Annotated in this window: 22 protein-coding genes; 16 read left to right on the top strand and 6 right to left on the bottom strand. The window is 63.0% G+C overall.

Annotated features, from left to right (window positions below):
• Positions 1 to 16 precede the first annotated feature (16 nt).
• Complete coding sequence (locus KKR91_RS12375; protein ID WP_210231250.1) at positions 17 to 418, bottom strand: DUF2304 domain-containing protein; 402 nt, start codon at positions 416 to 418, stop codon at positions 17 to 19.
• Entirely contained in the window at positions 411 to 1,157 is a 747-nt protein-coding gene (locus KKR91_RS12370; protein WP_210231251.1) for a glycosyltransferase family 2 protein, read from the bottom strand. The genes KKR91_RS12375 and KKR91_RS12370 overlap by 8 nt, the downstream gene beginning before the upstream one ends.
• Positions 1,158 to 1,340: 183 nt before the next feature.
• On the opposite strand from KKR91_RS12370, the gene KKR91_RS12365 reads away from it, so the two are divergent.
• Complete coding sequence (locus KKR91_RS12365; protein ID WP_210231252.1) at positions 1,341 to 2,366, top strand: polysaccharide biosynthesis protein; 1,026 nt, start codon at positions 1,341 to 1,343, stop codon at positions 2,364 to 2,366.
• Positions 2,367 to 2,414: 48 nt separating this feature from the next.
• Positions 2,415 to 3,650 carry a glycosyltransferase family 4 protein gene (locus tag KKR91_RS12360; RefSeq protein ID WP_237687368.1) on the top strand — a complete coding sequence of 412 codons (1,236 nt, stop codon included), beginning with the start codon at positions 2,415 to 2,417 and terminating at the stop codon, positions 3,648 to 3,650.
• A gap of 411 nt (positions 3,651 to 4,061) precedes the next feature.
• Here KKR91_RS12360 and KKR91_RS12355 read toward each other — a convergent pair whose 3' ends face one another.
• Positions 4,062 to 5,228: a hypothetical protein gene (locus KKR91_RS12355; RefSeq protein WP_210231253.1), complete on the bottom strand. Its 1,167-nt coding sequence runs from the start codon at positions 5,226 to 5,228 to the stop codon at positions 4,062 to 4,064.
• 190 nt (positions 5,229 to 5,418) lie between these two features.
• Complete coding sequence (locus tag KKR91_RS12350; protein ID WP_215057234.1) at positions 5,419 to 8,379, bottom strand: GH25 family lysozyme; 2,961 nt, start codon at positions 8,377 to 8,379, stop codon at positions 5,419 to 5,421.
• A gap of 228 nt (positions 8,380 to 8,607) precedes the next feature.
• Here KKR91_RS12350 and KKR91_RS12345 point away from each other — a divergent pair, with 228 nt between their 5' ends.
• Positions 8,608 to 9,057, top strand: a complete 450-nt coding sequence (locus KKR91_RS12345) for a DUF2304 domain-containing protein (protein WP_210231255.1) — start codon at positions 8,608 to 8,610, stop codon at positions 9,055 to 9,057.
• A 21-nt stretch (positions 9,058 to 9,078) separates the two neighbouring features.
• On the opposite strand, the gene KKR91_RS12340 is transcribed toward KKR91_RS12345, so the two are convergent.
• Positions 9,079 to 9,966: a glycosyltransferase family 2 protein gene (locus tag KKR91_RS12340; RefSeq protein ID WP_210231256.1), complete on the bottom strand. Its 888-nt coding sequence runs from the start codon at positions 9,964 to 9,966 to the stop codon at positions 9,079 to 9,081.
• A gap of 280 nt (positions 9,967 to 10,246) precedes the next feature.
• Here KKR91_RS12340 and KKR91_RS12335 point away from each other — a divergent pair, with 280 nt between their 5' ends.
• The 9 genes from KKR91_RS12335 to KKR91_RS12295 all read left to right on the top strand — a co-directional run bounded on the left by KKR91_RS12335 (position 10,247) and on the right by KKR91_RS12295 (position 17,443).
• Positions 10,247 to 11,212, top strand: a complete 966-nt coding sequence (locus KKR91_RS12335; protein ID WP_237687367.1) for a D-alanyl-D-alanine carboxypeptidase family protein — start codon at positions 10,247 to 10,249, stop codon at positions 11,210 to 11,212.
• Between the two features lie 174 nt (positions 11,213 to 11,386).
• A complete protein-coding gene (locus KKR91_RS12330; protein ID WP_210231257.1) occupies positions 11,387 to 12,613 on the top strand; it encodes a TadA family conjugal transfer-associated ATPase in 1,227 nt (408 codons plus the stop codon).
• Positions 12,610 to 13,464 carry a type II secretion system F family protein gene (locus tag KKR91_RS12325; protein ID WP_210231258.1) on the top strand — a complete coding sequence of 285 codons (855 nt, stop codon included), beginning with the start codon at positions 12,610 to 12,612 and terminating at the stop codon, positions 13,462 to 13,464. Before KKR91_RS12330 ends, KKR91_RS12325 begins: the two co-directional genes overlap by 4 nt.
• A complete protein-coding gene (locus tag KKR91_RS12320) occupies positions 13,461 to 14,402 on the top strand; it encodes a type II secretion system F family protein (protein WP_210231259.1) in 942 nt (313 codons plus the stop codon). Before KKR91_RS12325 ends, KKR91_RS12320 begins: the two co-directional genes overlap by 4 nt.
• 25 nt (positions 14,403 to 14,427) lie before the next feature.
• A complete protein-coding gene (locus tag KKR91_RS12315) occupies positions 14,428 to 14,652 on the top strand; it encodes a hypothetical protein (RefSeq protein WP_210231260.1) in 225 nt (74 codons plus the stop codon).
• Between the two features lie 41 nt (positions 14,653 to 14,693).
• Positions 14,694 to 15,056, top strand: a complete 363-nt coding sequence (locus KKR91_RS12310) for a TadE family protein (protein WP_420481398.1) — start codon at positions 14,694 to 14,696, stop codon at positions 15,054 to 15,056.
• A gap of 102 nt (positions 15,057 to 15,158) precedes the next feature.
• Positions 15,159 to 16,238: a glycosyltransferase family 2 protein gene (locus tag KKR91_RS12305; RefSeq protein WP_210231261.1), complete on the top strand. Its 1,080-nt coding sequence runs from the start codon at positions 15,159 to 15,161 to the stop codon at positions 16,236 to 16,238.
• Between the two features lie 159 nt (positions 16,239 to 16,397).
• Positions 16,398 to 16,934: a hypothetical protein gene (locus tag KKR91_RS12300; RefSeq protein ID WP_237687366.1), complete on the top strand. Its 537-nt coding sequence runs from the start codon at positions 16,398 to 16,400 to the stop codon at positions 16,932 to 16,934.
• Positions 16,931 to 17,443, top strand: coding sequence for a pilus assembly protein TadG-related protein (locus KKR91_RS12295; protein ID WP_337925338.1), 513 nt, complete (start codon positions 16,931 to 16,933; stop codon positions 17,441 to 17,443). The genes KKR91_RS12300 and KKR91_RS12295 overlap by 4 nt, the downstream gene beginning before the upstream one ends.
• 27 nt (positions 17,444 to 17,470) lie before the next feature.
• On the opposite strand, the gene KKR91_RS12290 is transcribed toward KKR91_RS12295, so the two are convergent.
• On the bottom strand, positions 17,471 to 17,782 hold the full coding sequence (locus KKR91_RS12290; protein ID WP_210231262.1) for a hypothetical protein: 312 nt from the start codon (positions 17,780 to 17,782) through the stop codon (positions 17,471 to 17,473).
• Between the two features lie 165 nt (positions 17,783 to 17,947).
• Between KKR91_RS12290 and prfB the strand changes: the two genes are divergently transcribed.
• The 4 genes from prfB (at position 17,948) to KKR91_RS12270 (ending at position 22,450) form a co-directional block, all read left to right on the top strand.
• Positions 17,948 to 19,066 (top strand): peptide chain release factor 2, encoded by a 1,119-nt coding sequence (gene prfB / locus KKR91_RS12285; RefSeq protein ID WP_210231263.1) that lies wholly within the window; start codon positions 17,948 to 17,950, stop codon positions 19,064 to 19,066.
• 182 nt (positions 19,067 to 19,248) lie between these two features.
• A complete protein-coding gene (gene ftsE, locus KKR91_RS12280) occupies positions 19,249 to 20,079 on the top strand; it encodes a cell division ATP-binding protein FtsE (RefSeq protein ID WP_210231264.1) in 831 nt (276 codons plus the stop codon).
• Complete coding sequence (ftsX, locus tag KKR91_RS12275; protein WP_210231265.1) at positions 20,076 to 20,987, top strand: permease-like cell division protein FtsX; 912 nt, start codon at positions 20,076 to 20,078, stop codon at positions 20,985 to 20,987. Before ftsE ends, ftsX begins: the two co-directional genes overlap by 4 nt.
• 53 nt (positions 20,988 to 21,040) lie before the next feature.
• Positions 21,041 to 22,450 (top strand): M23 family metallopeptidase, encoded by a 1,410-nt coding sequence (locus KKR91_RS12270; protein WP_210231266.1) that lies wholly within the window; start codon positions 21,041 to 21,043, stop codon positions 22,448 to 22,450.
• Positions 22,451 to 22,462 lie beyond the last annotated feature (12 nt).

Raw genomic sequence — 22,462 nt, 5'->3', positions numbered from 1 at the left:
TTGGTGTAGGCCTCGTTTAGTCGGGACGGATGGTATCGGTACCCATCAGCTGCGCGGCGTCCGTAGGCGTCGCGGCTGTCCGTTCTTCCAAAGCCAGGACCGAGGACCGGAGGATTGCTACTTCTTCGGCCAAGACCCGGATCTCCTCTTCGCTGACGGACTGCTCCCATGAGAGGTGCAGACAGACTCCAATCAACAGCAGGAAGGACATGCCGAAGAGGAAGTTCGAGCCAACCTGGACGCCGATGGCGGAACTTATGATGTTCAGCAGGTTGGGCCAGCCGGCAAGGATGAGGGATGCAATTCCTACCACGACCCACAGGGCGGCATACTTCTCTTTAAAGTGCTTGCGTCGCACGAGCTCGAGAACCAGCGCAACGACAACCAGGGCAAATATAAACGCGGCAATGTTAATCATTAACAGCAACCTCCGGCTGGCGCGGCTTGGTCCCGCTGCGGCTGAGCGCAAAGAGAAGGGCGAATACGGAACGCAGCAGGTACACCGCTGCCTTGGCAGGATTATGGCTCGGCTGTCCGCCTTGACGTGGACGCATGGCAACCGGGACCTGCGTTACGGTACAGCCCGATTTGATTGCAACGACGAGGGAATCGATCGTGTCGCCGAGATACTCCGCAGGGTAGTGGGCGATGTACTGGTTTATCGCTTTCGCGTTGCCGGCCCGGAAGCCGGACGTGACATCCGTCAGCTTCGTTTTCCCCAGACGCGAGATGACTGCTGCAAGGAAAACCATCGCCCACTTGCGCGGACCGGAAACCGTATAGGTTCCCTTCTCTGCAAAGCGCGCGCCGATCGAGATGTCCGCTCTTTCCAGCCCGGCCAGTACCGATTCAATTTCGGCGGGATCATGCTGGCCGTCGGCGTCGACCTGAATCACCGTTTCATAGCCCAAGCGCTGGGCGTACTTGAATCCGGCACGCATGGCCCCTCCGACACCCATGTTGAAAGGGAGCTTTAGGACCGTCGCTCCTGCGGCCTCAGCCACGGCCGCGGTTCCGTCCGTGGATCCATCGTCCACCACCAGAACGTCGTAGCCGCGCCCGGCCTCCTGGATCTCCTGAACAGTGCGGCCGACCGTTTCGTGCTCATTCCAGGCCGGCATGATGACCAGGACGCGCTGGGAAGTATGGGAAGACATACCTTGAGTTTACTCGGGAACACACCTAGTTATTAATCGGCATGCCGCGAAGCCCGGCCTGCCTTGGGACACCCCCAGGGGCCGGGCGGACAGGAGCGACTGCAAACCGCTGATATTATCTAGGGGGCTCTGCGTCCAAGCTTCGGATGAACCCACGAAATTTTCGATACCTGAGGAGACCAGTTGTTCAGGAACAAGACTCTGCTTATCACCGGCGGCACCGGTTCGTTCGGTAACGCCGTGCTGAAGCACTTTCTCCACACGGATATCCGTGAAATCCGTATCTTCTCCCGCGATGAGAAGAAGCAGGATGACATGCGCCGGGCGTTCAACAACCCCAAGCTCAAGTTCTACATCGGCGATGTCCGCGATATCAGCAGCGTGCGTGAAGCCGTCCGCGGCGTGGACTTCATCTTCCACGCGGCAGCCCTGAAGCAGGTTCCGTCATGCGAGTTCTTCCCGATGGAAGCTGTGCGGACGAACGTCATCGGAACGGACAACGTCCTGACGGCCGCTATTGACGCAGGCGTCAAGAAGGTGGTTTGTCTTTCCACCGACAAGGCCGCGTACCCGATCAACGCAATGGGTACGTCCAAGGCCATGATGGAAAAAATCGTTATCGCGAAGTCGCGGAACGTCGATCCCGAAGACACCCTCATCTCCTGCACCCGCTACGGGAACGTCATGGCGTCGCGCGGATCGGTTATCCCGCTGTTCGCCGAGCAAATCCAGGCAGGCAAGGACCTGACTGTCACCGATCCCGACATGACCCGGTTCTTGATGAATCTCGACGAGGCTGTCGACCTGGTTCTGTTTGCGTTCAAGCACGCCAACCAGGGCGACCTATTCGTGCAGAAGTCCCCCGCTTCGACCGTGGGCGACCTTGCACAGGCCATGAAGCAGATCATGGGCGCCGACGTCGAGATCCGGACCATCGGTACCCGGCACGGCGAGAAGGCACACGAAACGCTGCTGACCCGTGAGGAGCGCGCCAAGTCCGAGGACCTCGGCGGCTACTTCCGCGTCCCAGCCGATACCCGCGACTTGAACTACGGTAAGTTCTTCGAAGACGGCCAGGACATGGCAGCCGTTCCCGAGGAGTACACCTCCGAGAACACCGAACGCCTGACCATCGATGAAGTGGTGACGAAGGTGCTCTCCACCGAGTACATGCGTGACTTGCTGGCCGAAGCTCCGGCAGTCAGCTAGTCCGGCCGCCCCGCGGCAGAAATCGAGCAGGAGTATCGGCGAGGAGCCATGAGCATGCGCAAAGAGAAAATCCTGGTTGTCTGCCAGCACTTTTGGCCCGAGGGATTCAGGCTCAATGACATTGCTGCGTTCTTCGTGGAGAACGGTCTCGATGTAGAGGTGCTGTGCGGGCTGCCGAATTACCCCAAGGGCGAGCTGTTCCCGGGGTACTCGTTGAAGGGGCCGTTCCGTGAGAACCATGACGGCGTCGACGTCCACCGGACACTCGAGGTTCCGCGGCGCGGCAACACGAGTGCCAGCATCTTCCTGAACTACATCTCCTTCCCGTTCTTCAGCCTCTTTCACGTTCCCCGGATGCTGTTCGGAAAGTACGACAGGATTTTCCTGTACCAGCTCTCACCGGTGATGATGTCCCTAGCCGGCATCCTCGTGGGAAAGATCCGGCGGATCGAAACCACGATGTACGTCCTTGACCTGTGGCCGGAGAACCTTTATTCGGTCATCAACGTGAAGAACAAGTTCCTGCGCCGGATCCTGGAGAAGGTCTCGCACTGGCACTACCGCAACGTGGATAAGATCGTGGTCCTCTCCGATCTGATGAAGGATCGTCTGGCTTCGGTGTCAGGGCTTCCGGCGGACAAAATTACTGTCATCCCTCAGGCTTGCGAAAAGCTCTACGAAGAGCAGATTGTCGACGACAGCCTTGCTTCGCGTTTTGCCGACGGCTTCAAGGTCGTGTTCGCGGGTAACATCAGCCCCGCACAGTCCTTCGACACCATTCTTGAGGCTGCACAGCTGATCCGCGGCGAAGGTATCGAGGACGTGCAGTGGGTCATCGTCGGCGACGGCATGAGCCGTTCAGCGGTAGAAGCCAAGGTCCGCGAGCTGGGACTCTCCGACAGCTTCCACTTTGAGGGACAGCGTCCGGTCGAAGAGGTGCCCCGGTACACGGGCATCGCTGACGCTTTGGTGGGCTGCCTCGTCACCAGCGACCTGTTGGAAGCGACCATCCCGGCCAAGGTGCTTTCCTACATTGCATCGGGAAAACCCCTGGTGTTGGCGATGGACGGAGAGGTCCGCAAGCTAGTGATGGACGAGGCCCGGTGTGGACTGGTGGGGCCAACCGAGGATGCGCAGGACTTGGCAAACAACGTGGTGAAGCTCTACAACATGACGTCGGTTGAGCGGGCTGCGTTGGGCGAATCCGGCCGCGCGTACCACTTCGCAAACCTTGAGCGGAATATCGTGCTCGGGAAGCTGAAGAATTTCATCCTTGAGGCCTGAGCCAGGGGCACCAGGCTGCAGGGTTGGGCTCTGGATGTACGCGCTGCACGGTGATGCCGTGGCCCTCAAATAAGTCCCGAGCGCGCTGCCTGGTCCCGGCCACGCTGTCTTTATCATGTCGGTGAGGATCTCGGCGCGGAGCCGCCGAGAGTGCTGGACCTCGGATCCCGCTAGCTCACACTCCTGTGCCGCAGCTTCTGGCCGGGCATCAAGCACAAATCCACCCGGCCTTACTCGCGGCCGCAACGCGTTATTCGAGTGGTTCAAGCGAGCACTGGGCCACCGAACGCGCGTGTCCGAAACCCCTAAGGGCGAAGAAGCCAGGAACCCTTGGTTACTGTTCCTGGCTTCCCACTCCGCGCAACAGCTAAGAACCGCGAGCGCCTTCATAACCGTCGGTGACAGTTAGCGCTACACCTCGGGCGTCATCCGTGCCCTGGCGGTGTTTGCAGGCAGCCGCAGCAGTGCGGCGACATGGACAACGATTCCAACCAAGGGCCCGAGCGTCAGGCTGAGGATGCAGCGCAGATCCAGCGCGACGGGAAGTAGAAGCAGGAGGACCGAGACGGCTGTGCCTAGGATCCATCCGATCGAGTAGACACGGTGGTGGCCGAGCGCAATCGCCGCAGTCCCGGTAAGAGTAATCAGTGCGACCAGGCTGGCCGCGAATGTCAGGGCAGCCAGTATCCAAGCGGAGATCCGATATTCGGGACCGAAAATGCCCATCAGCGCAGGGCCCACCAGCGCCGCCAGACCGGCACCCAGCATACCAACGAGCAGTATCGCACCGGCCGGTTTCATATAGGCGGAGATCCGACCGCCGCCCTGCATGATCAGATTCATCGCAACGCCTTGGAAAGCCTGCAGAGGGATCATTATGGGTGCCCTGGTCATCGAGACTGCGAGCAGAAGGGGAGCGGATAGATCGTACTCGGCGGGCGTTGCGGTCAACTTCACAAGAATCGGAAAGCCCACCACAAGCGTGGCCGAGGATGCAGCGGAGAGCAGAGCATAGCCAGTCTTCCGCAGAGTGCTTCCCAGCCCGACGTCGGAGCGGGCGCCGACAGCTGACCGGGCAGTGGGGGAGGAGATCATTAGCGCGAGCCAGGCGCCCAAAGAGGCCAGACACGCCAACTCCACGCCAATCAGGGGAGCAGCCAAGAGCGAAGCAACTAGGATGGCGCCAAATCGCAAGAGCGATTCGAGGGTGACCAGATTTGCAAACGTTCCCCAGCGATCGGTGCCCTGCAGACTGCCTGCCAATGCGGCGTGTCCGGAGTAGAGCACTGCGAAGATGGCCAGGGCGCCCATCACAAGTCCTGTGTGGCTCGGGAAGACGTGCGTTGCCAGCGGCCACAGGGCCAGAATGACCACTGCCGCGGTAAGCCCTGTGAGTCCGCCTGAAAGCAACGGCCGGGAGAAACGGCCTTCGTGCGCCGGTGCACCGAGTACGACGGCGTGGGTGGCCCGCGTGGATTCGGCCTGGATCCCTCCCAATGTCCCTTGCACGAAGAACAGCGCTGCCCAGAAGGCCAGGAACTCAGCGTTTGCCTCTATGGAGAGTGTTCGGCTGGTCACTAGGAGAATCAAAATCCCGGCCAAGGCCGAAATCAGTGAGGAAACTCCAACCCTCGAAGCACTTTTTCCGGTGAATCCGCCTAGGCCGGGGGCACTGACTTTTACCGTGGTGGGGGTGGTATTACGTCGCGTCAAATTACTGCCTCTTGTCCTTGGATGCCCCCTGCAAGTCTACTTCACCGACCCGCTGCTAGGCCTTGCGTTGGGTTATCCGCACTCCTGCAGACGCGGTCCAGATTGCGGTGACGCGTTCGAACTGCTGGGTGCAGGACGTCGTGCCGGAGCACGTTTGGTTTCCTGTGGACATGCCCCAAGATCCGTGAATGCGCCCGGACGCTGTCCAGGCCTTACCGATGGGACCGAGCAGATTCACGCTGCTGACATCCAGGTTCGGGCTCCAGTAGGCTACTGCGCGTTCGAAGGTCTGGGTGCAGTAGGTGGGGTAGCAGGTCTCGTTGGTGCTGGGGATTCCCCAGGAGGAGGCGCCGCCGATGCCGCCGGCTGCTGACCATGCTTTGCCGATGGGTTTGGGCAGGGTTGCGGTGGTCACGCCCTGGTTGGCGGACCAGTAGGCTACTGCGCGTTCGAAGGTCTGGGTGCAGTAGGTGGGGTAGCAGGTCTCGTTGGTGCTGGGGATTCCCCAGGAGGAGGCGCCGCCGATGCCGCCGGCTGCTGACCATGCTTTGCCGATGGGTTTGGGCAGGGTTGCGGTGGTCACGCCCTGGTTGGCGGACCAGTAGGCTACTGCGCGTTCGAAGGTTTGGGTGCAGTAGGTGGGGTAGCAGGTCTCGTTGGTGCTGGGGATTCCCCAGGAGGAGGCGCCGCCGATGCCGCCGGCTGCTGACCATGCTTTGCCGATGGGTTTGGGCAGGGTTGCGGTGGTCACGCCCTGGTTGGCGGACCAGTAGGCTACTGCGCGTTCGAAGGTTTGGGTGCAGTAGGTGGGGTAGCAGGTCTCGTTGGTGCTGGGGATTCCCCAGGAGGAGGCGCCGCCGATGCCGCCGGCTGCTGACCATGCTTTGCCGATGGGTTTGGGCAGGGTTGCGGTGGTCACGCCCTGGTTGGCGGACCAGTAGGCTACTGCGCGTTCGAAGGTTTGGGTGCAGTAGGTGGGGTAGCAGGTCTCGTTGGTGCTGGGGATTCCCCAGGAGGAGGCGCCGCCGATGCCGCCGGCTGCTGACCATGCTTTGCCGATGGGTTTGGGCAGGGTTGCGGTGGTCACGCCCTGGTTGGCGGACCAGTAGGCTACTGCGCGTTCGAAGGTTTGGGTGCAGTAGGTGGGGTAGCAGGTCTCGTTGGTGCTGGGGATTCCCCAGGAGGAGGCGCCGCCGATGCCGCCGGCTGCTGACCATGCTTTGCCGATGGGTTTGGGCAGGGTTGCGGTGGTCACGCCCTGGTTGGCGGACCAGTAGGCTACTGCGCGTTCGAAGGTTTGGGTGCAGTAGGTGGGGTAGCAGGTCTCGTTGGTGCTGGGGATTCCCCAGGAGGAGGCGCCGCCGATGCCGCCGGCTGCTGACCATGCTTTGCCGATGGGTTTGGGCAGGGTTGCGGTGGTCACGCCCTGGTTGGCGGACCAGTAGGCTACTGCGCGTTCGAAGGTTTGGGTGCAGTAGGTGGGGTAGCAGGTCTCGTTGGTGCTGGGGATTCCCCAGGATGAGGCGCCGATAAGCGCTCCCGATGCCTTCCAAGCCTGGCCTATTGCCCCGGGCGTGTAGACGGTCCGAACCGTGCCCTGAGAAGAAGTCCAATACGCTGTGGTCCGATCGAAGGTCTGCGTGCAATACGCCGGGAAACACGTTTGGTTACTGGTCGGAGAGCCCCACGTGCCAGCCGCTCCTCCGGCGGCCAGCCAGGCGGCCCCAATTGGGTGATCGGTCTCCACCACAAAGTCATCCGTTCGCAGCGCGAACTGGTGTAGCTGGGTTGCATTGCCGTTGAAGACGTTGGAATCACCGACAAAGGGCCCCGTGCTGCTGTATTGCCAGACGTTGTAGGTCTTCCAGCCAGCGGGCATCTTTCCCGCCCCGACCTTGTTGTAATTGGCAATGTGGAGCGGATGGTCAGCGAATGCGGTGCTGCTGCCCGTGCAGGTGTTCCACCAGTCGGTGGTGGAGTAGATCATCGGAACCCGGCCGGTCCGCGCCTTGACCGTATTGGAGAAGTCTCTGATCCAGTTCACCATCTGGGCGGCAGACATGTTGTAGCAGGTGTTGCCCAGTTCTGCGTAGGGGTTGTACTCAATGTCCAGAAGCGGCGGAAGCGTCCGGCCGTCGGCGGACCAGCCGCCGCCGTTGTTGACGAAGTAGTTGGCCTGGGAAGCGCCGGAGGAGACGTTCGGAATGGCAAAGTGGTACGCACCGCGGTACATTCCCACGTCCGCCGAACCGTTGTACTGCTGGTTGTAGTAAGGGTTTTTGTACGAGGTGGCCTCCGTGGCCTTCACATAGGCGAAACGCGACCCCTTATTCCAAGCGGATCGCCAGTCGACGTTGAGTTGATGGCTGCTGACATCTATGCCCTGGATTCCCGGAGGCTGCCAGGTGGAGGCAAGCTTAATGTCCGCGGCCCGTGAGATGACGGGGATGCTACTGGGACCCCCGGATACGGGGCTGGCGGCGGAATTCAACGATGAGGGTCCAAAAGCCGGTGTTTTGAACCCGCCCGATGCTACGGGCATGCCGCCCTCGTCAGCGAGCCGCTCCACTTCTGCTTCCAGAGCGACTTCTTCCTGCGTGGCAACCTGTGCATCGCCGGATTCTTCGAGTCGCTCCAACCCCTGCCCCATCTTTGCCCCAAGAGGGCCGATGAGTTCTTCGAGCCAATCGGTGGTCCCCTCTGCTGGGGGATCGGTCGGCCCGGTCTCCATCGGAGTGGCGGGTGGGAGCGGGGCCTGCGCCGGAGAAGGCTCCGGGGGCGGGGACGCCGCCGGGTCTTGGGGTGCCGGCACCTCCTGCAAAGGGACCGAAGAGGGATCGACGGCGCCGCCGGGTTCAACGGGGTCTTCAGCGACTGTGGCCGGACTTACTTCCGGAGCCGGCTGCAGAGCGGCCGCCTCCACCGGCTCGAGCGCCATAGCAGGGAGGGAACCAGTGGTCAGGGCGAGGGCCAGGGCGACTCCGGGAAGCCATTTGAGGGAATGAGGGCGTGTCATGGAATCTCCGGTGTGGCGCAGGATGCAGAAGTGGCGGGTGAGAAGAGGATACCGGAAGAACATGTGCTTTCGGGGGATGCCGGAGCGAAGATCCCGACATACGCCGCCGTCGGAGTATCCGTGCTCCACCCTCGTTTTCCGAGCGGGTATCTTCTACTATCTGGGAGCAGGAGACATCAGAGGTTAGGACCACCAGCCCGTGCGGTTGATCATAGTTAGCGCCGGCCGATGAGCGGCTTCCTGGTTATTGCCGCTGCAGTCGCCGTTTTACTGTCAATCACTGTCTTGTTGCGACGGCGCAAGCTGCGGGAAAAATATACGTTCCTCTGGTTGGTTGTGGGCATCGTCGTCCTGCTCCTGGCAGTGTTTCCGGCAATCCTGCGGTGGGCCAGTGATGTCGCCGGCGTCCAGGTCCCCTCCAACCTGCTATTCGCCGTCGCTATCGTCTTTCTGGCGGGCGTGTGCCTTCACCTTTCCCTCGAGGTGACTGCAGCGGAAGACGAAAGCCGCATCCTGGCAGAGGAACTGTCAATCCTTCGGGCTCAGTTCGATCAGTTCTGCGTGGAAGCACAGAATCCGGGTGCCTCCACGCAAGCGCAGGAGACAGGGATGGATAATGGGGCAGTTCCACACCAAGCGGGTGAAGAAACACGCAGAGACAGACTGGGGAACGACTAGCCAGAAGCCCAGCCGAGGCGACTACGTCAGCGCATGGCGGCCGAGCACCCGTGTCCTGGCAATCGTGGGTCTGGGCAGGGAACGCAGGAGCAGGGAAACGGCGTGCAGCCGCGATGTCCAGTGGAGCCTTGCCGCACGCGATGCCCTGTGCCATCCCATACCAGCAAAACGGTCGGCCTGCTCCCGGAAGAAGCGCCGCTCCTCGTCAAAACGCCGGCCGTCAACTGCCCGGACAGACGAATCGGAGGCAGCATGGCGACGGTAGCTGAAGACAACGTTCTTTGATGCAACAACCATGGACCCTCCGGAGGCGGCTATATCCATCAGAAGGGCGAGGTCCTGGACAACGTCGTACTCCGGTCTGAATCCGAATTTTCTGATCTTCTCCAGCCGCCAGGCAAGGGAAGGGAAGTAGTGCCAGCCAGCGTGCAGGAGGCTGGCTGCCATCTGCTCGCCCGCCAGAGTCACGGGCCGGTCCGACGACGGCCTCACCAGCGACTTGACGGTGTCTGCCAGGGACGAAACCGGAAGCCCCTCGCCGTCGATCACCCTGACTCCGGGTTGGATGACAGTTGCCTCCGGATGGGATGCCAACAAGCCGAGAACCTCGTCCAGGTAGGTGGGAAGCATGATGTCGTCGGCGCCCATCATCACGACCACCGGCGCCTGTGCCAGATTCAGGGCCTTCTGAAAATTGCGGTTGGCACCGAGATTCTCCGTATTCCGCTCATAATATATCCGGGGGTCGCAAAGCGAATTGAACCAGGCCTGCGGCTGCGCGTGGGGGTATGCGTCGTCCAGGACAATCAGCCGCCAGTCCGTCCGATGTTGTGCTTTGATGCTGAGGACGGACTGACGCATCAACTCTTCCTCGCCGTAGTAGGGGAGGAGGATATCAACAGCATTCATGGTGCACCCCTTGAATGAGCCGCAATAGGAACCGCGGTACCAGCCCGGTAATGAAGGCGACACTAAACCCTAGGTGCCGCGCTCGCGGCAGCGCAACGGGGCAGCTAGGTTTCAACCGTGGGCGGCCCTGTGCACCAGGCCATAAACACGGGGCAATCTCCTCCTGTACCGTGGAATATGCTCCCGCGGGAGCTGCACCCCTAACAAGCGGCCTTCCCGCGCCGATAGAGCTCAGCAGACGACAGACGCAGACCCGAGCACAGTAAGGAGGATCGCGCGTATGAGAAAGTCCGCAGCCGGCCCTTCCCTGCTCTTGGCCCTGACCCTGTCCCTGATTGCCGGAACGGGGTTCACCGCCCAGGCAGGCAATGCATCGGACAGGACCAACGACGGCCCTTCCATCGTCCTGGGTGCACCCACCGGCCCCGAGAACTGCGGATTGCGCGACGGCGGATGCTCCCGTGACTATCGCTATGGCGTGATGGTCTGGTCGCCGGAGACCGGCTCGCAGCCCGTCCGCGGCGCCATCCGGACCGCATGGGCCGCAGAGGGAGCCGAATCCGGCGCCCTCGGCTATCCGGTAGCAGCGCAGACCTGCACCGACGGCAACTGCACTCAGACTTTTGAACGGGGCGCCATCACCCGCGCCCGGACCGGCGAAACCACGGTCCAAAGGACCATCGACAACGCTGCCGACGCCGCCGTCGTCGTGAACAAACAGCGCCCCCTGAACCCGGTCACCTACGTACCGGAAAACCTGGTCAACGTGGAGGGCCAGCAGCTGCGCAGCGACGCCGCCTCCGCCCTGCAGCAGCTCAAGGATGCTGCGGCCGCCGACGGCGTCGCAATGAGTGTCATGAGCGGCTACCGGTCATACGAAAAGCAGGCCGGCCTCTACAACAACTATGTGGCGCAGTACGGGCAGGAGGTCGCGGATACGATCTCCGCCCGTCCCGGCCACAGCGAGCACCAAACCGGCCTCGCCGTAGACATTGCTTCCCCCGACGGCACGTGTTCCCTGCAGGCCTGTTTCAAGGACACGGCCGCAGGGCAGTGGGCAGCGGCAAACGCCCACCGCTTCGGCTTCATCATCCGCTACCCGGAAGGCGCGTCGGAAACAACCGGTTACTCGTACGAGCCGTGGCACCTGCGCTACGTAGGAACGGACATTGCAGTGAGTATCCACAGCCAAGGAATCGCCACGCTCGAGGAGTATCTGGGGCTTCCCCCGGCTTCCGATTACTGAGTCCCCGCCCCGGCGCCGCGGGTAGCACTACCCGATTATCCATTCGCCCGCGGACTACGCTCCCTAAAGCCCTCCCGCGCCCATAGCCTGACGCGGCAGCCACAAACCCGGCTGCGCCAGCGTCGCGGGAGGCATGAAGCAGCCGGTCCATCCCGTGCTTAACGGGGGCCGCCAGTGGATGCCGTGGGAATTGTCGAGGACGAGGTTCGGGAGCTGATCCGCGTGCGCGGACTGGATCCAGCCAGTCAGCTCGCCGAAGTGCGCCGCCTGGTCGAGGACGCCGTCACGGATTACGACGAGCGCTCCCTCCTCGGTTCGCTTCCTCCCCTTGGGGTACTGGAGCACGCGCGACGGCGGGTGTACGACGCCGTCGCCGGCTTCGGCTCACTGCAGCCCCTGCTGGACGACCCCACGGTCGAGGAAGTCTGGATCAACTCACCGACGGAGATCTACGCAGCGCGGGACGGCCGGTCGGAGCTGACCGCGCTGGCGCTCTCCGCAGACCAGATCCGCGACCTGGTGGAGCGGATGCTCAAGAGTTCGGGCCGCCGGCTGGACCTCTCTTCGCCGTTCGTGGATGCGGCGCTACCGGACGGATCCCGCCTGCATGTGGTTATCCCGGACATCACGCGCCGGCACTGGGCGGTCAACATCCGCAAGTTCATCGCCCGTGCCAGCCGTCTGGAGCATCTGGTGGAACTGGGCACCCTGACCCCGCAGGCTGCCAGGTTCCTGGGTGCAGCGGTCGGCAGCGGCCTGAACATCCTGGTCTCAGGAGCCACCCAGGCCGGTAAGACCACCATGTTGAACTGCCTCGGCGCGGCGATCGGCCCGCGGGAACGGGTGGTCACGGTCGAGGAGATCTTCGAGCTTCAGCTTCCGCTGCGTGATGTCGTGGGCCTGCAGTGCCGCCAGTCCAATCTGGAGGGCACCGGTGAGATCCCGCTGCGCCGGCTGGTCAAGGAGGCCCTGCGGATGCGCCCCGACCGCCTGATCGTCGGCGAGGTCAGGGAAGCGGAGAGCCTGGACATGCTGATCGCGCTGAATTCAGGCTTGCCGGGAATGTGCAGTGTGCACGCCAACAGTGCACACGATGCCGTCACGAAAATCTGCACGCTCCCGCTGTTGGCGGGAGAGAACATCTCCAGCGCCTTTGTGGTTCCCACCGTCGCGTCCTGCATCGACCTGGTGGTTCACTGCGCGCGTAACGGGGCAGGTAAACGCCAGGTCATGGAGATCCTTGCCCTGGGGAGCCGGGTCGAAAACGGCGTCATTGAGTCATCGTCCCTGTTCCATCGCACCGACGGCCGGCTAGAGGTAACGGCAGCATCCATGCCCGCCCCGGAGAAGTTTGCCCGCGCGGGTTTCAATGTTGCCGACCTGCTGGAGGTGCGGCCATGAGCGCCGCAGCGGGACTCCTTCTGGGACTGGGCCTGTTTCTGGTCTGGCGGTCCTGCTGGGTGGTCCCGGCCCCGCCGGCACGGAAGCCGCGGACCAGCCGGCTGGAGGACGAACTACTGCAGGCAGGAATCCAGAGAGTGACGCCGGGCACCGTGGTTGCCAGCAGCATCGCCGCAGGCCTCCTGGTGGCCTTGCTGGTCCTGGCCGGCACTGGAGGCTTCCCGATTGCCGCCTGCTTCGGTCTCTTCGGGGCGGGCGTCCCGCTGTTTTTGGTCCGCTGGCAGGCCCGCCGGCAACGATCGTCCCGGACCGAGCTCTGGCCCGACGCCGTCGACCATCTGCGCTCAGCGATCCGCGCGGGGATGTCCCTGCCTGAAGCGCTGATCCAGCTGGGCGAAAACGGACCGGAAGAGCTGCGGGCGCCATTTCGCGAGTTCGCCGCCGATTACCGCTCCGGCGGACAGTTTGACCACGCCCTGACCCGGTTGAAGGCCAGCCTTGCCGACCCTGTAGCTGATCGGATTGTTGAAGCGCTGCGCCTGACCCGGGAGGTCGGTGGCTCCGACCTCGGCCGCCTGCTGGGCACCTTGAACGAATTCCTCCGGGACAACGCCCGAACGCGCAGCGAACTGTTGGCCAGGCAGTCATGGACGGTAAACGCCGCGCGGCTGGCCGTCGCAGCCCCGTGGATCGTCCTGATGCTGCTGGCTTCCCGCCCCGAAGCCATCGCCGCCTATAACTCTGCAGCCGGAGCATCGGTACTTGTCGCCGGGATCATGATTTCGGTGCTCTGCTATCGGCTGATGCTCCGCATCGGTGCGCTGCCAGAGGAAGAGCGGGTTCTCCGATGAGCGCGCCGTGGATCCTTGCCGTCCTGTGTGGCCTGGCCTTGGGATCGGCGTTATGGCTGGCGGTGGTCAGGGTCCCTGTGATGCGTCAGATCCGGTTCAGCGAGCGTATTGCCCCGCAACTGCGATCCGGGGGACAGGCCTCCCGGCTGCTGGCAATCTCGACGGGGGACATCACGCCGTTTGGCCCGTTGGAACGGATCCTGCGCCCCGCGCTGCTCCTGGCAGTTCGCCGGCTCAACCGGTTGAATCCTGTCAGCAGGGACCTGGAACACCGGTTGGAAAGAGCAGGACGTGGACTTAGTGTCCTGGATTTCCGGGCGGAGCAGGTGCTGTGGAGCGGAGCGGGCCTGCTGGCGGGCGGTTTCGTAACCGTTTGGCTGGCCAGCACCGGCAGGGTGGGCGTCACGGGCGTCATCGCCGGCACGATCCTGGGCGCGGTGCTGGGCTTTATGTTCCGGGATAACCGGCTCGGTGCACAGATCCGGGCCCGGGAGGCCCGCATGCTGGCGGAATTTCCCAGTTTGGCGGAAATGATGGCGCTCGCCGTGGGTGCCGGTGAGAGTGCCAACGGGGCGTTGGAACGCATTGCCCGGACAGCCCACGGGGAGCTCGCCGGGGAGTTCTCCCGCATCCTCGGGGAGACCCGGTCCGGAGTGCCCCTGTCTGCTGCCCTGGCGCACTTCTCCAACCGGGTCCGGCTGGCACCGCTGTCCCGGTTCGTCGACGGGCTGACGGTAGCTATCGAACGCGGCACGCCGCTGGCGGACGTTATGCGGGCGCAGTCGCAGGACGTCCGCGACCTGGCCAAGCGGGAACTGATGGAAAGCGCCGGCAGGAAAGAGATCGCGATGATGGTCCCACTCGTGTTCGGCGTGCTTCCGTTGACTGTGCTTTTTTCGATTTTCCCCGGGCTGTCCCTGCTGGGGATAGCGCTCTAGGCATCCACGATGAAAGGAAACCCTCATGTACACCAATTCCGCGTCCCGTCTCCTGCTCTTCCTTGGCACCGCGCTGACGCTCCGGTTGAATCAGGCGCTGAAAGGCGACGACCGCGAGCGCGGCGACGTCCCCGGCTGGGTGATGATCACCCTGATGTCGGCAACGCTGGTGGCCTTCATCTTGGTCATGGCACAGGAGTATCTGGGGGCCATGTTCGAGGCGGCGATGGCCAAGGTGAACAACCCCTAAGGAGACTGGAGTGGCCGGACCGGGAGGCCGGATCCGCCGTCGTGGATTTCGTCATGGTGGGAGCCCTGCTGACACTGCTGTTCCTGTCGATCATCCAGTTGGCGCTGGTCCTGCACATCCGGAACACCCTGATCGATGCTGCTGCCTCCGGTGCACGGTACGGGACGCTGGCTGACCGCTCCCCGGGGGACGGGGCCGAGCGCACCGAAGAACTCATCCGCATCGCCCTCAATGACTCGCTGGCCGAGGATGTGGCCTTTGAGGAAACGACGCTGGATGGTGCCCGGATGCTGAAAATCACTGTCCGTGCCCCGCTTCCCGTGATCGGCCTCTTGGGACCAAGCGATGGGTTGGAGGTGACAGGACATGCCTACTGGGGAGTCGACGCCGCTGCCGGCGGCTGAGGAGGGCGCCGCTGAGGAAGGCGGCGCCGTTCATGTTCATTGTGCTGCTGCCTCTGGTGTCCGTTATCTAAACAATCAAGCTCGAACAGGAAGGAGGTAAAAATGAATATCACTGTATTAGTACCGGCACACAATGAGGAACACACTATAGGGGAAACCATCGAGTCCCTTCTCGCGCAGACCCGTAAGGCGGACCAGATCGTCATTATCGCAAATGGATGCACGGATCGGACGGCGGTGGTGGCAAGGAAGTATCCGGTAATAGTAATGGAACTGCCGCGCCTAAAACACCGCAAGTCGGAGGCCATGAATCGGGGGTGGAATATCTATGCCCGACACGCCGATCTTGTGGTTTCCATGGACGCAGACACTGTGCTTGCTCCCAATGCCATCGAAGACTGGGAGAAGGAGTCACAAAAGCGTCTCTTCGGAGGATCGACTTCCAAATTTACCATCCAGCAGCCAGGTTATTGGTGCAGGATGCAGAAATCCGAATATGCATACAACATCCAACAGGGGTTGAATCATGGGTGGACCAACGTCCTGGCAGGTGCCGGGTCTGCATTCTCCGGTTTTGCACTGAGGGAGATTGCCGACCGGGATGACCGGGAAGGACCGTGGTCGTACGAAAGCGCCGTGGAAGACTTCGAGCTGACCTACCGCCTGCGGGAAGCCGGGTACAGGACATATGTATCCCGTACAGTCCGGGCGTACACGGACGGGATGAAGAACATGAAGTCTCTCTGGGGACAGCGCATGAAGTGGCAGGCAGGTACATGCCAGGATCTGCTCCGCTTCGGAGTTAACCGCCTGACCATCAGGGACTGGGGAAGCCAGATACTGAATCTGATCGGACCGGTCATCCGGATGCTGTGGGTCACGGTGATAACCCTGGCGTTATACCTAGACACCCTGACAATAGTGTGGTGGGGACTACTCGTGCCCTTCTTGTTCATGGCGATTAACCTCAAGACTGCCGTTCGTATCCCGTTCAAGGACAAGTGGGACATCTTTATGGCCGTGACCATAATCCCTACGGAGTTCCTGGCCTGGATACGCGGTGGATGGATTATTGCGTCTTGGGGAGAAGTCATCCGCAAGAAGATCACCCACAAAGATCGTGACCTGTGGGCCGCGCAATACAAAGCGGAGGGGGTAGAAAGTGTACGAATACGCAACTGATCTGATTGCCAGTGGTATTGAGGCCAGCCTGGCAACAACCGGACTGGCGATAGGAACGACAATGCTGTTTATCCTGGGAGGAATCTTCGTTATAGCAGGCGTGTTCATACTTCTGAGGAAGAACTCGGTTGACCGACCGTAGGCACAGCAGGCACTTTGATGTCGTCAATACTGGCGGCCTTCACCCTGGTTTTGTCTCAGCAGCGTCTGGCCCAGCGGCGGTTTGGAGGTGAACAGGCCATGGGTACTTGGGCGTCGACGCCGCTGCCGGCGGCTGAGGAGTGCGACGCCGAGGAAGGCAGCGCCGTTGTGGAGTTCATTTTCCTGGGACTGCTGCTCCTGGTGCCTGTCATCTACCTCATCGTGACGGCGGGCCAGGTCCAGGGCGCCTCCTTCGCCGCCGTCGGCGCGGCCGAGTCGGCAGCGAAGGTCTATGTTGCCGCGGGCGACCCGGTACGCGCGGAGCAGCAGGCCCGGGCAGCGGCCGAGTTGGCCTTCACCGACTTCGGTTTCGAACCCGAGGCAATGCTGCTGGAAATCGCCTGCTCGGCCCAGTGCCTGACGCCCGGTTCCACGGTGACGGCGGAGGTCCGCTTCGATGTACCCCTGCCGCTGGCACCCGGAATCCCCGGCATGGAGTTCGCTCCGGTCACGGTGGACTCCGCCGCCACCCAGATGGTGGAGCGGTACGGGTGAGGGCGCTCCAACGCCGGTGGCACCGGCGACACGCTTCTGCCGGACAACCGATCAGTTCCCGAATCCGCACCAGCGCCAGCGGCGACGAGGGGCAGATCGGGGTACTGATTATCGGCTATCTCCTGGTGAGCCTGCTGGTTCTGACTGTGGTCATGGGCGCATCTGCCCTGTACCTGGGGCATAAGAAGCTGCTCTCGGCGGCCGACGGCGCGGCGATCGCCGCCGCGGATACCTTCTCTTTGGGGCAGGGATCAGGGTCAGCCGGCGTCCCGGCCGCCGTGCTCTCCCCAGCAGCAGTCCAGGCGGAGGTGAACCGGTACCTGGCGGACACGAACGCGGCGGCAAGGCTGCCCGGTCTCGGAGTGGACCGGGAAACCGGAACTTCGGACGGCCGCACGGCCAAAGTCGTGCTGACCGGGGTGGTGCATCCGCCGCTGGTGAACTTCCTGGTGCCGGACGGGATTCCGATCATGGCCGTCAGCGAGGCCCGGGCCCGCCTAAGCCAATAGGCCCGCTGAGCCAATAGGGCAGGCGGGCTAGGAAGCCTTGGCCTGTTCGATCGCAGGTGGGTGTCCCCAGCCGCCGTGGTCAACGTCGAGAAGTTCACCGTTCTCGGAGTAGCAAAGTGTCACCGGCTCGCCGTACTGGTCACAGCCCGGGTCGGGGCACCGGTCCTTGTGGCTGATGCTGTACTCGTTGGCAAAGTGCAGCTCCCACTCATCCAGCTTCCCCAACGCCCAGGGGTCTCCTTCGCCAGCAAGTGCCTCCAGCTCCTCCAGGGAGTAGCGGCGTCCGGACTCGGGGTGGCGGATCGGGGTCTGCGCTGATTCGGCGTTCGGGTTGCTCACATTCGGCTCCTTCTGCAGATGCTGACAGAACCAATCTACGTCCGCCAGCGGGCCACCTAGCAAACCTCCGGCCGTGGTGTGTCCGGGCAGATATCCGTCCGTTGGCCGCACCCAACGGACGGCGGACAGCAGGGGCCCGGGCTCATGGCGTAGGCTGTAAATACCATGGCTGAAATCGATTTTCCCGCGGAGATCCGCGCCCTCAGGTCCACCTTTGCATCCATCGAAGACGTCTCCGATGTGGCTGCCATCAAAGAGGACATCGAAGAGCTGAGCGAAATGGCGGGCGTCCCCGATCTCTGGGACGACCCCGCTGAAGCGCAGAAGATCACGTCCAAGCTCTCGCACCGGCAGACCGCGCTGGAGCGGCTCCAGAAGCTGGAATCCCGCATCGACGACCTCGAGGTCATGGTGGAGCTCGCCCGGGACGAGTCCGACGCCGAAACCAGGGCCGAAGCCGTCACCGAGCTGGAGTCCCTGCGCAAGTCGCTCTCCCAGCTCGAAGTGGTGACCCTGCTCTCCGGCGAGTACGACGAGCGTGAAGCCGTCGTCACCATCCGGTCCGGAGCCGGGGGAGTGGACGCGGCGGACTTCGCCGAGATGCTGCTGCGCATGTACCTGCGCTGGGCCGAACGCCACGGCTACCCGACCACGGTCCTGGACACCTCCTACGCCGAAGAGGCCGGCCTGAAATCGGCGACCTTCGAAGTCAAGGCACCCTACGCCTTTGGCACCCTGGTCGTGGAGGCCGGCACCCACCGGCTGGTCCGGATCAGCCCGTTCGACAACCAGGGCCGCCGCCAGACGTCCTTCGCTGCCGTCGAGGTCATTCCGCTGATCGAGCCGACCGACCACATCGACATCCCCGACAACGAGATCCGGGTCGATGTCTTCCGTTCCTCAGGCCCCGGCGGCCAGTCGGTGAACACCACCGACTCCGCGGTGCGCCTGACCCACCTCCCCACCGGGACCGTGGTGTCCATGCAGAACGAAAAGTCGCAGCTGCAAAACCGTGCCGCTGCCATGCGCGTGCTGCAGTCCCGCCTGCTGCTGCTGAAAAAGGAACAGGAGGACGCCGAGAAGAAGGCGTTCGCCGGAGATGTGAAGGCCTCCTGGGGGGACCAGATGCGGTCCTATGTCCTGAACCCGTACCAGATGGTCAAGGACCTGCGCACGGAACACGAAGTGGGCAACACCTCGGCAGTGTTCGACGGCGAGATCGACGACTTCATCGACGCCGGCATCCGCTGGCGTGCCAACGGCAGTGTGTCGGCGCGTAAGTAGCCGTTGCAGCCCTGCCGTTGCCGCGCGGCGGGCCTGAAGCAACCAGTCAAACGCACTGCAACGGCGACACACCGCCGGTAATCTGCCCGGACAGGTGGAACCGTCGATATAGTCGAACAGCCGGCGCCCTTACCCCAAACCAAGGCCCGTCTTCCGGCCGCACTGATGGGCGCTAAGCAGACATGATCACTTTCGATAACGTCACCAAGGTCTATGACCGCAATTCCAGGCCTGCCCTGAACTCCGTGAACCTCGAGGTGGACCGCGGCGAGTTCGTGTTCCTGGTCGGGGCCTCCGGCTCCGGGAAGTCCACCTTCATCCGGCTGATCCTCAAGGAGGAGCACGCGTCCCGCGGGACCGTCTACGTTGCCGGTTCCAACGTCGCAAAGATTCCCAGCTGGCGCGTGCCGCGCCTGCGCCGCGGAATCGGCGTCGTCTTCCAGGACTTCCGGCTGCTGCCGAACAAGACAGTGTTCGCCAACGTGGCCTTTGCGATGCAGGTGATCGGCCGCAGCCGCGCGGTAATCCGCGATTCCGTGCCCGAGGTCCTGAAGACCGTCGGCCTGGAAGGCAAGGACAACCGCCTGCCCCACGAGCTCTCCGGTGGTGAGCAACAGCGCGTGGCCATTGCCCGCGCCATCGTCAACAAGCCGGGAATCCTGCTCGCCGATGAGCCCACCGGAAACCTTGACCCCACTACTTCGCTGGGCATCATGAAGGTCCTGGACCGCATCAACCAGAACGGCACCACCGTAGTCATGGCCACCCATGACGACGACATCGTGAACGCCATGCGCAAGCGCGTGGTGGAGCTGCACCACGGAAAGATCGTGCGCGACGAGCGGGAGGGCATCTATCTGGGTGCCCCCCAGACCCAGCAGGGAGCCATCATTCTGCCGGAGTCGATCATTCTGCAGGGCGGTGTCCGCAAGCACGACGGCGGCCCGCAGGCTTCCGGTGCTCCGGCCACCCCGGGTGCAAACGGCGCAGCAGGAACGGAGGCCGCCGAATGAGGCTCGCATTTGTCCTCGGCGAAATCGGATCAGGCATCCGGCGCAACCTGTCCATGGTGGTCTCGGTCATCCTGGTGACATTTGTGTCGCTCACTTTCGTAGGTGCGGCAGGCCTCCTGCAGCTGCAGATCGGCCAGATGAAGGGGTACTGGTACGACAAGGTGCAGGTGGCGGTCTTCCTGTGCGTTGATTCCTCCACCACGCCGTCCTGCGCCTCCGGCCCGGTGACTGACGAGCAGCGCACCGCCATCGAAGAGCAGCTCGCTTCCCCCGCCTTTTCCCAATACGTCGCCTCTGTGGACTATGAGGACCAGGAGACGGCGCTGAACCATTTCCGGGACCAGTTCGCCAACTCGCCGCTGGTGGACTCGGTCACCGCCGACCAGCTGCCGGAGTCGTTCCGGGTGTCCCTCGTGGACCCGGAAAAGTACGAGGTCATCAACGAGGCGTTTTCGTCGATGCCCGGCGTGGAAACCGTCAGCGACCAGCGTGAACTGCTGGAGAAGGTCTTTTCCTTCATGAACATGGCATCGCTGATCGCGCTGTTCATCGCCGGGGTGATGCTGGTGTGCGCGATCCTGCTCATCGCCACGACGATCCGGCTCTCGGCCTTCAGCCGCCGCCGGGAAACCGGCATCATGCGGCTGGTTGGAGCGTCAAAGGTCGTCATCCAGCTGCCGTTTATCCTCGAAGGCGTCATCGCCGCCCTCATTGGTGCCGTCCTGGCTTCAGGTACGCTGTGGGCAGTGGCACACTTCTTTATCGGTGCCCTGGCCAAGGCCTATCCGGCCACTGCGTTCATCTCGGCGCAGCAGGTGCTGGTGCTCAGCCCGGTCCTACTCATAGTCGGGGCGCTCCTGGCAGGCGTATCCTCGCTGCTGACGCTTCGACGATACTTAAAGGTTTAGAGTGATGCGCACTCTGAAGAGAAAGCGGACAAACTCCATGGACGGTTCCACCAATGGTTAGCGCGGCTTCGCGGCCGGCCGCGAAGCCTGCCCTGCGCAAAACCACCGTCGGCGTGGTTGCTTCCGCCATGCTTGCCCTGACACTGGCGTTTAGCGGCACGGCAACTGCCGACGAGCTAGACGACCGCAAGGCGGCCATCGAGGCGGAGCAGCAGAAAACCCAGGAAACGTACGAGTACCTTGACGCCGAGACCAGCCGCAAGGTCGCGGAGCTGGCGGTTTACCAGCAGCAGCTGCCCGGCGCCCAGCAGAGCCTTACGGACGCTGAAGGCCGCGTTTCGACGGCGGCCGGAAAGGTCGGCGCACTGACCGACCGGGTTGCCCTCGCCCAGGAAACCCGCAACACGATCACGTCCCAGATCGCCTCGGACCAAGAGGCCATGGACGATACTCAGGATGTCATCGGGCAGATTGCCGCCCAGGCTTACAAGAGCGGCGGGGTCCCCTCCAGTTTCTCGCTGATCCTCGGAGCCGAGGGCGCGGAAAGCCTGACCGATTCGATGGGTCTGGCCGAACAGGTAATGCGCAGCCAGAACGCCGCAATGCAGAAGCTCTCAGAGCAAAGCGCCACCAACCTGAACTCGGAAGCGCGCCTGGCAGCGGTCGAGGAAGAGATCTCGAGCCTGAAGGTTCAGGCCGAGGCTGCGCTTAAGGTCGAGCAGGAAGCCCGCGACGCCGCAGCAGCCGAGAAGGCCAAGGTTGACACCCTGATTGAGCAGACGGCAGCAGCGAACGCTGCCCTGGAGGCCCGGAAACCGATCGTTCAAGCGCAGTTGGCTTCGCTGGAGACGGCGAAGGCCAAGGCAAATGCCGACATCGCCGAGCGCCAGCGTGAGCAGCTGGAAAAGGCCCGGAAGGAAGAGGAAGCCCGCGTTGCCGAGGCCAACCGTCAGGCCGCGGCGGAGGCGGCCCGTGCCAACCGGCCCGCGCCGGCACCGCAGGTTCCTTCCACCACCCCCACCAACCCGTCCGCCTTCGGTCTGCGCATGCCGGTCAATGCACCGATATCCTCCGGGTTCGGCTGGCGCGGCGTGCCCGCCGGGACCATCGACTTTTACGGCAACGGCGGGTACCTGCACTCCGGCGTCGACTTCGCGGCCCAATGCGGCACCCCCGTCTATGCACCTGCTGGCGGCAACGTGTGGAAGGCGATCCCCGCATCCAACCAGAGCGAGATGATCGGCGCCGGCAACTACGTGGTCTTGGATCACGGAGTGATCGGCAGGAGCGCGCTGGCCACGAACTACTACCATCTGACCAGCTACGTCGTCTCGCAGGGCCAGTACGTAAACGCCGGACAGCTGATCGGCTACGTGGGGACCACCGGCAACTCGACGGGCTGCCACCTGCACTTCGAGACCATCCTGAACGGCGCCGCGGTTAATCCGATGGGCCTGCTGTAGGCCTACAATAGA

This window comes from Arthrobacter jiangjiafuii, assembly GCF_018622995.1.
Classification (GTDB): domain Bacteria; phylum Actinomycetota; class Actinomycetes; order Actinomycetales; family Micrococcaceae; genus Arthrobacter_B; species Arthrobacter_B jiangjiafuii.
Note: the sequence above shows the minus strand (reverse complement) of the source record. Positions and strands in the feature narration are given on the sequence as shown.

Bases quoted from the DNA above. Each gene is read 5' to 3' on its own strand.
- KKR91_RS12270 (WP_210231266.1), top strand. From the start codon at position 21,041: ATGGTTAGCGCGGCTTCGCGGCCGGCCGCGAAGCCTGCCCTGCGCAAA.
- KKR91_RS12315 (WP_210231260.1), top strand. From the start codon at position 14,428: ATGTACACCAATTCCGCGTCCCGTCTCCTGCTCTTCCTTGGCACCGCG.
- KKR91_RS12300 (WP_237687366.1), top strand. From the start codon at position 16,398: ATGTCGTCAATACTGGCGGCCTTCACCCTGGTTTTGTCTCAGCAGCGT.
- KKR91_RS12305 (WP_210231261.1), top strand. From the start codon at position 15,159: ATGAATATCACTGTATTAGTACCGGCACACAATGAGGAACACACTATA.
- KKR91_RS12340 (WP_210231256.1), bottom strand. From the start codon at position 9,966: ATGAATGCTGTTGATATCCTCCTCCCCTACTACGGCGAGGAAGAGTTG.
- KKR91_RS12320 (WP_210231259.1), top strand. From the start codon at position 13,461: ATGAGCGCGCCGTGGATCCTTGCCGTCCTGTGTGGCCTGGCCTTGGGA.
- KKR91_RS12345 (WP_210231255.1), top strand. From the start codon at position 8,608: ATGAGCGGCTTCCTGGTTATTGCCGCTGCAGTCGCCGTTTTACTGTCA.
- ftsX (WP_210231265.1), top strand. From the start codon at position 20,076: ATGAGGCTCGCATTTGTCCTCGGCGAAATCGGATCAGGCATCCGGCGC.
- KKR91_RS12360 (WP_237687368.1), top strand. From the start codon at position 2,415: ATGAGCATGCGCAAAGAGAAAATCCTGGTTGTCTGCCAGCACTTTTGG.
- KKR91_RS12370 (WP_210231251.1), bottom strand. From the start codon at position 1,157: ATGTCTTCCCATACTTCCCAGCGCGTCCTGGTCATCATGCCGGCCTGG.
- KKR91_RS12350 (WP_215057234.1), bottom strand. From the start codon at position 8,379: ATGACACGCCCTCATTCCCTCAAATGGCTTCCCGGAGTCGCCCTGGCC.
- KKR91_RS12375 (WP_210231250.1), bottom strand. From the start codon at position 418: ATGATTAACATTGCCGCGTTTATATTTGCCCTGGTTGTCGTTGCGCTG.
- ftsE (WP_210231264.1), top strand. From the start codon at position 19,249: ATGATCACTTTCGATAACGTCACCAAGGTCTATGACCGCAATTCCAGG.
- prfB (WP_210231263.1), top strand. From the start codon at position 17,948: ATGGCTGAAATCGATTTTCCCGCGGAGATCCGCGCCCTCAGGTCCACC.
- KKR91_RS12335 (WP_237687367.1), top strand. From the start codon at position 10,247: ATGAGAAAGTCCGCAGCCGGCCCTTCCCTGCTCTTGGCCCTGACCCTG.
- KKR91_RS12325 (WP_210231258.1), top strand. From the start codon at position 12,610: ATGAGCGCCGCAGCGGGACTCCTTCTGGGACTGGGCCTGTTTCTGGTC.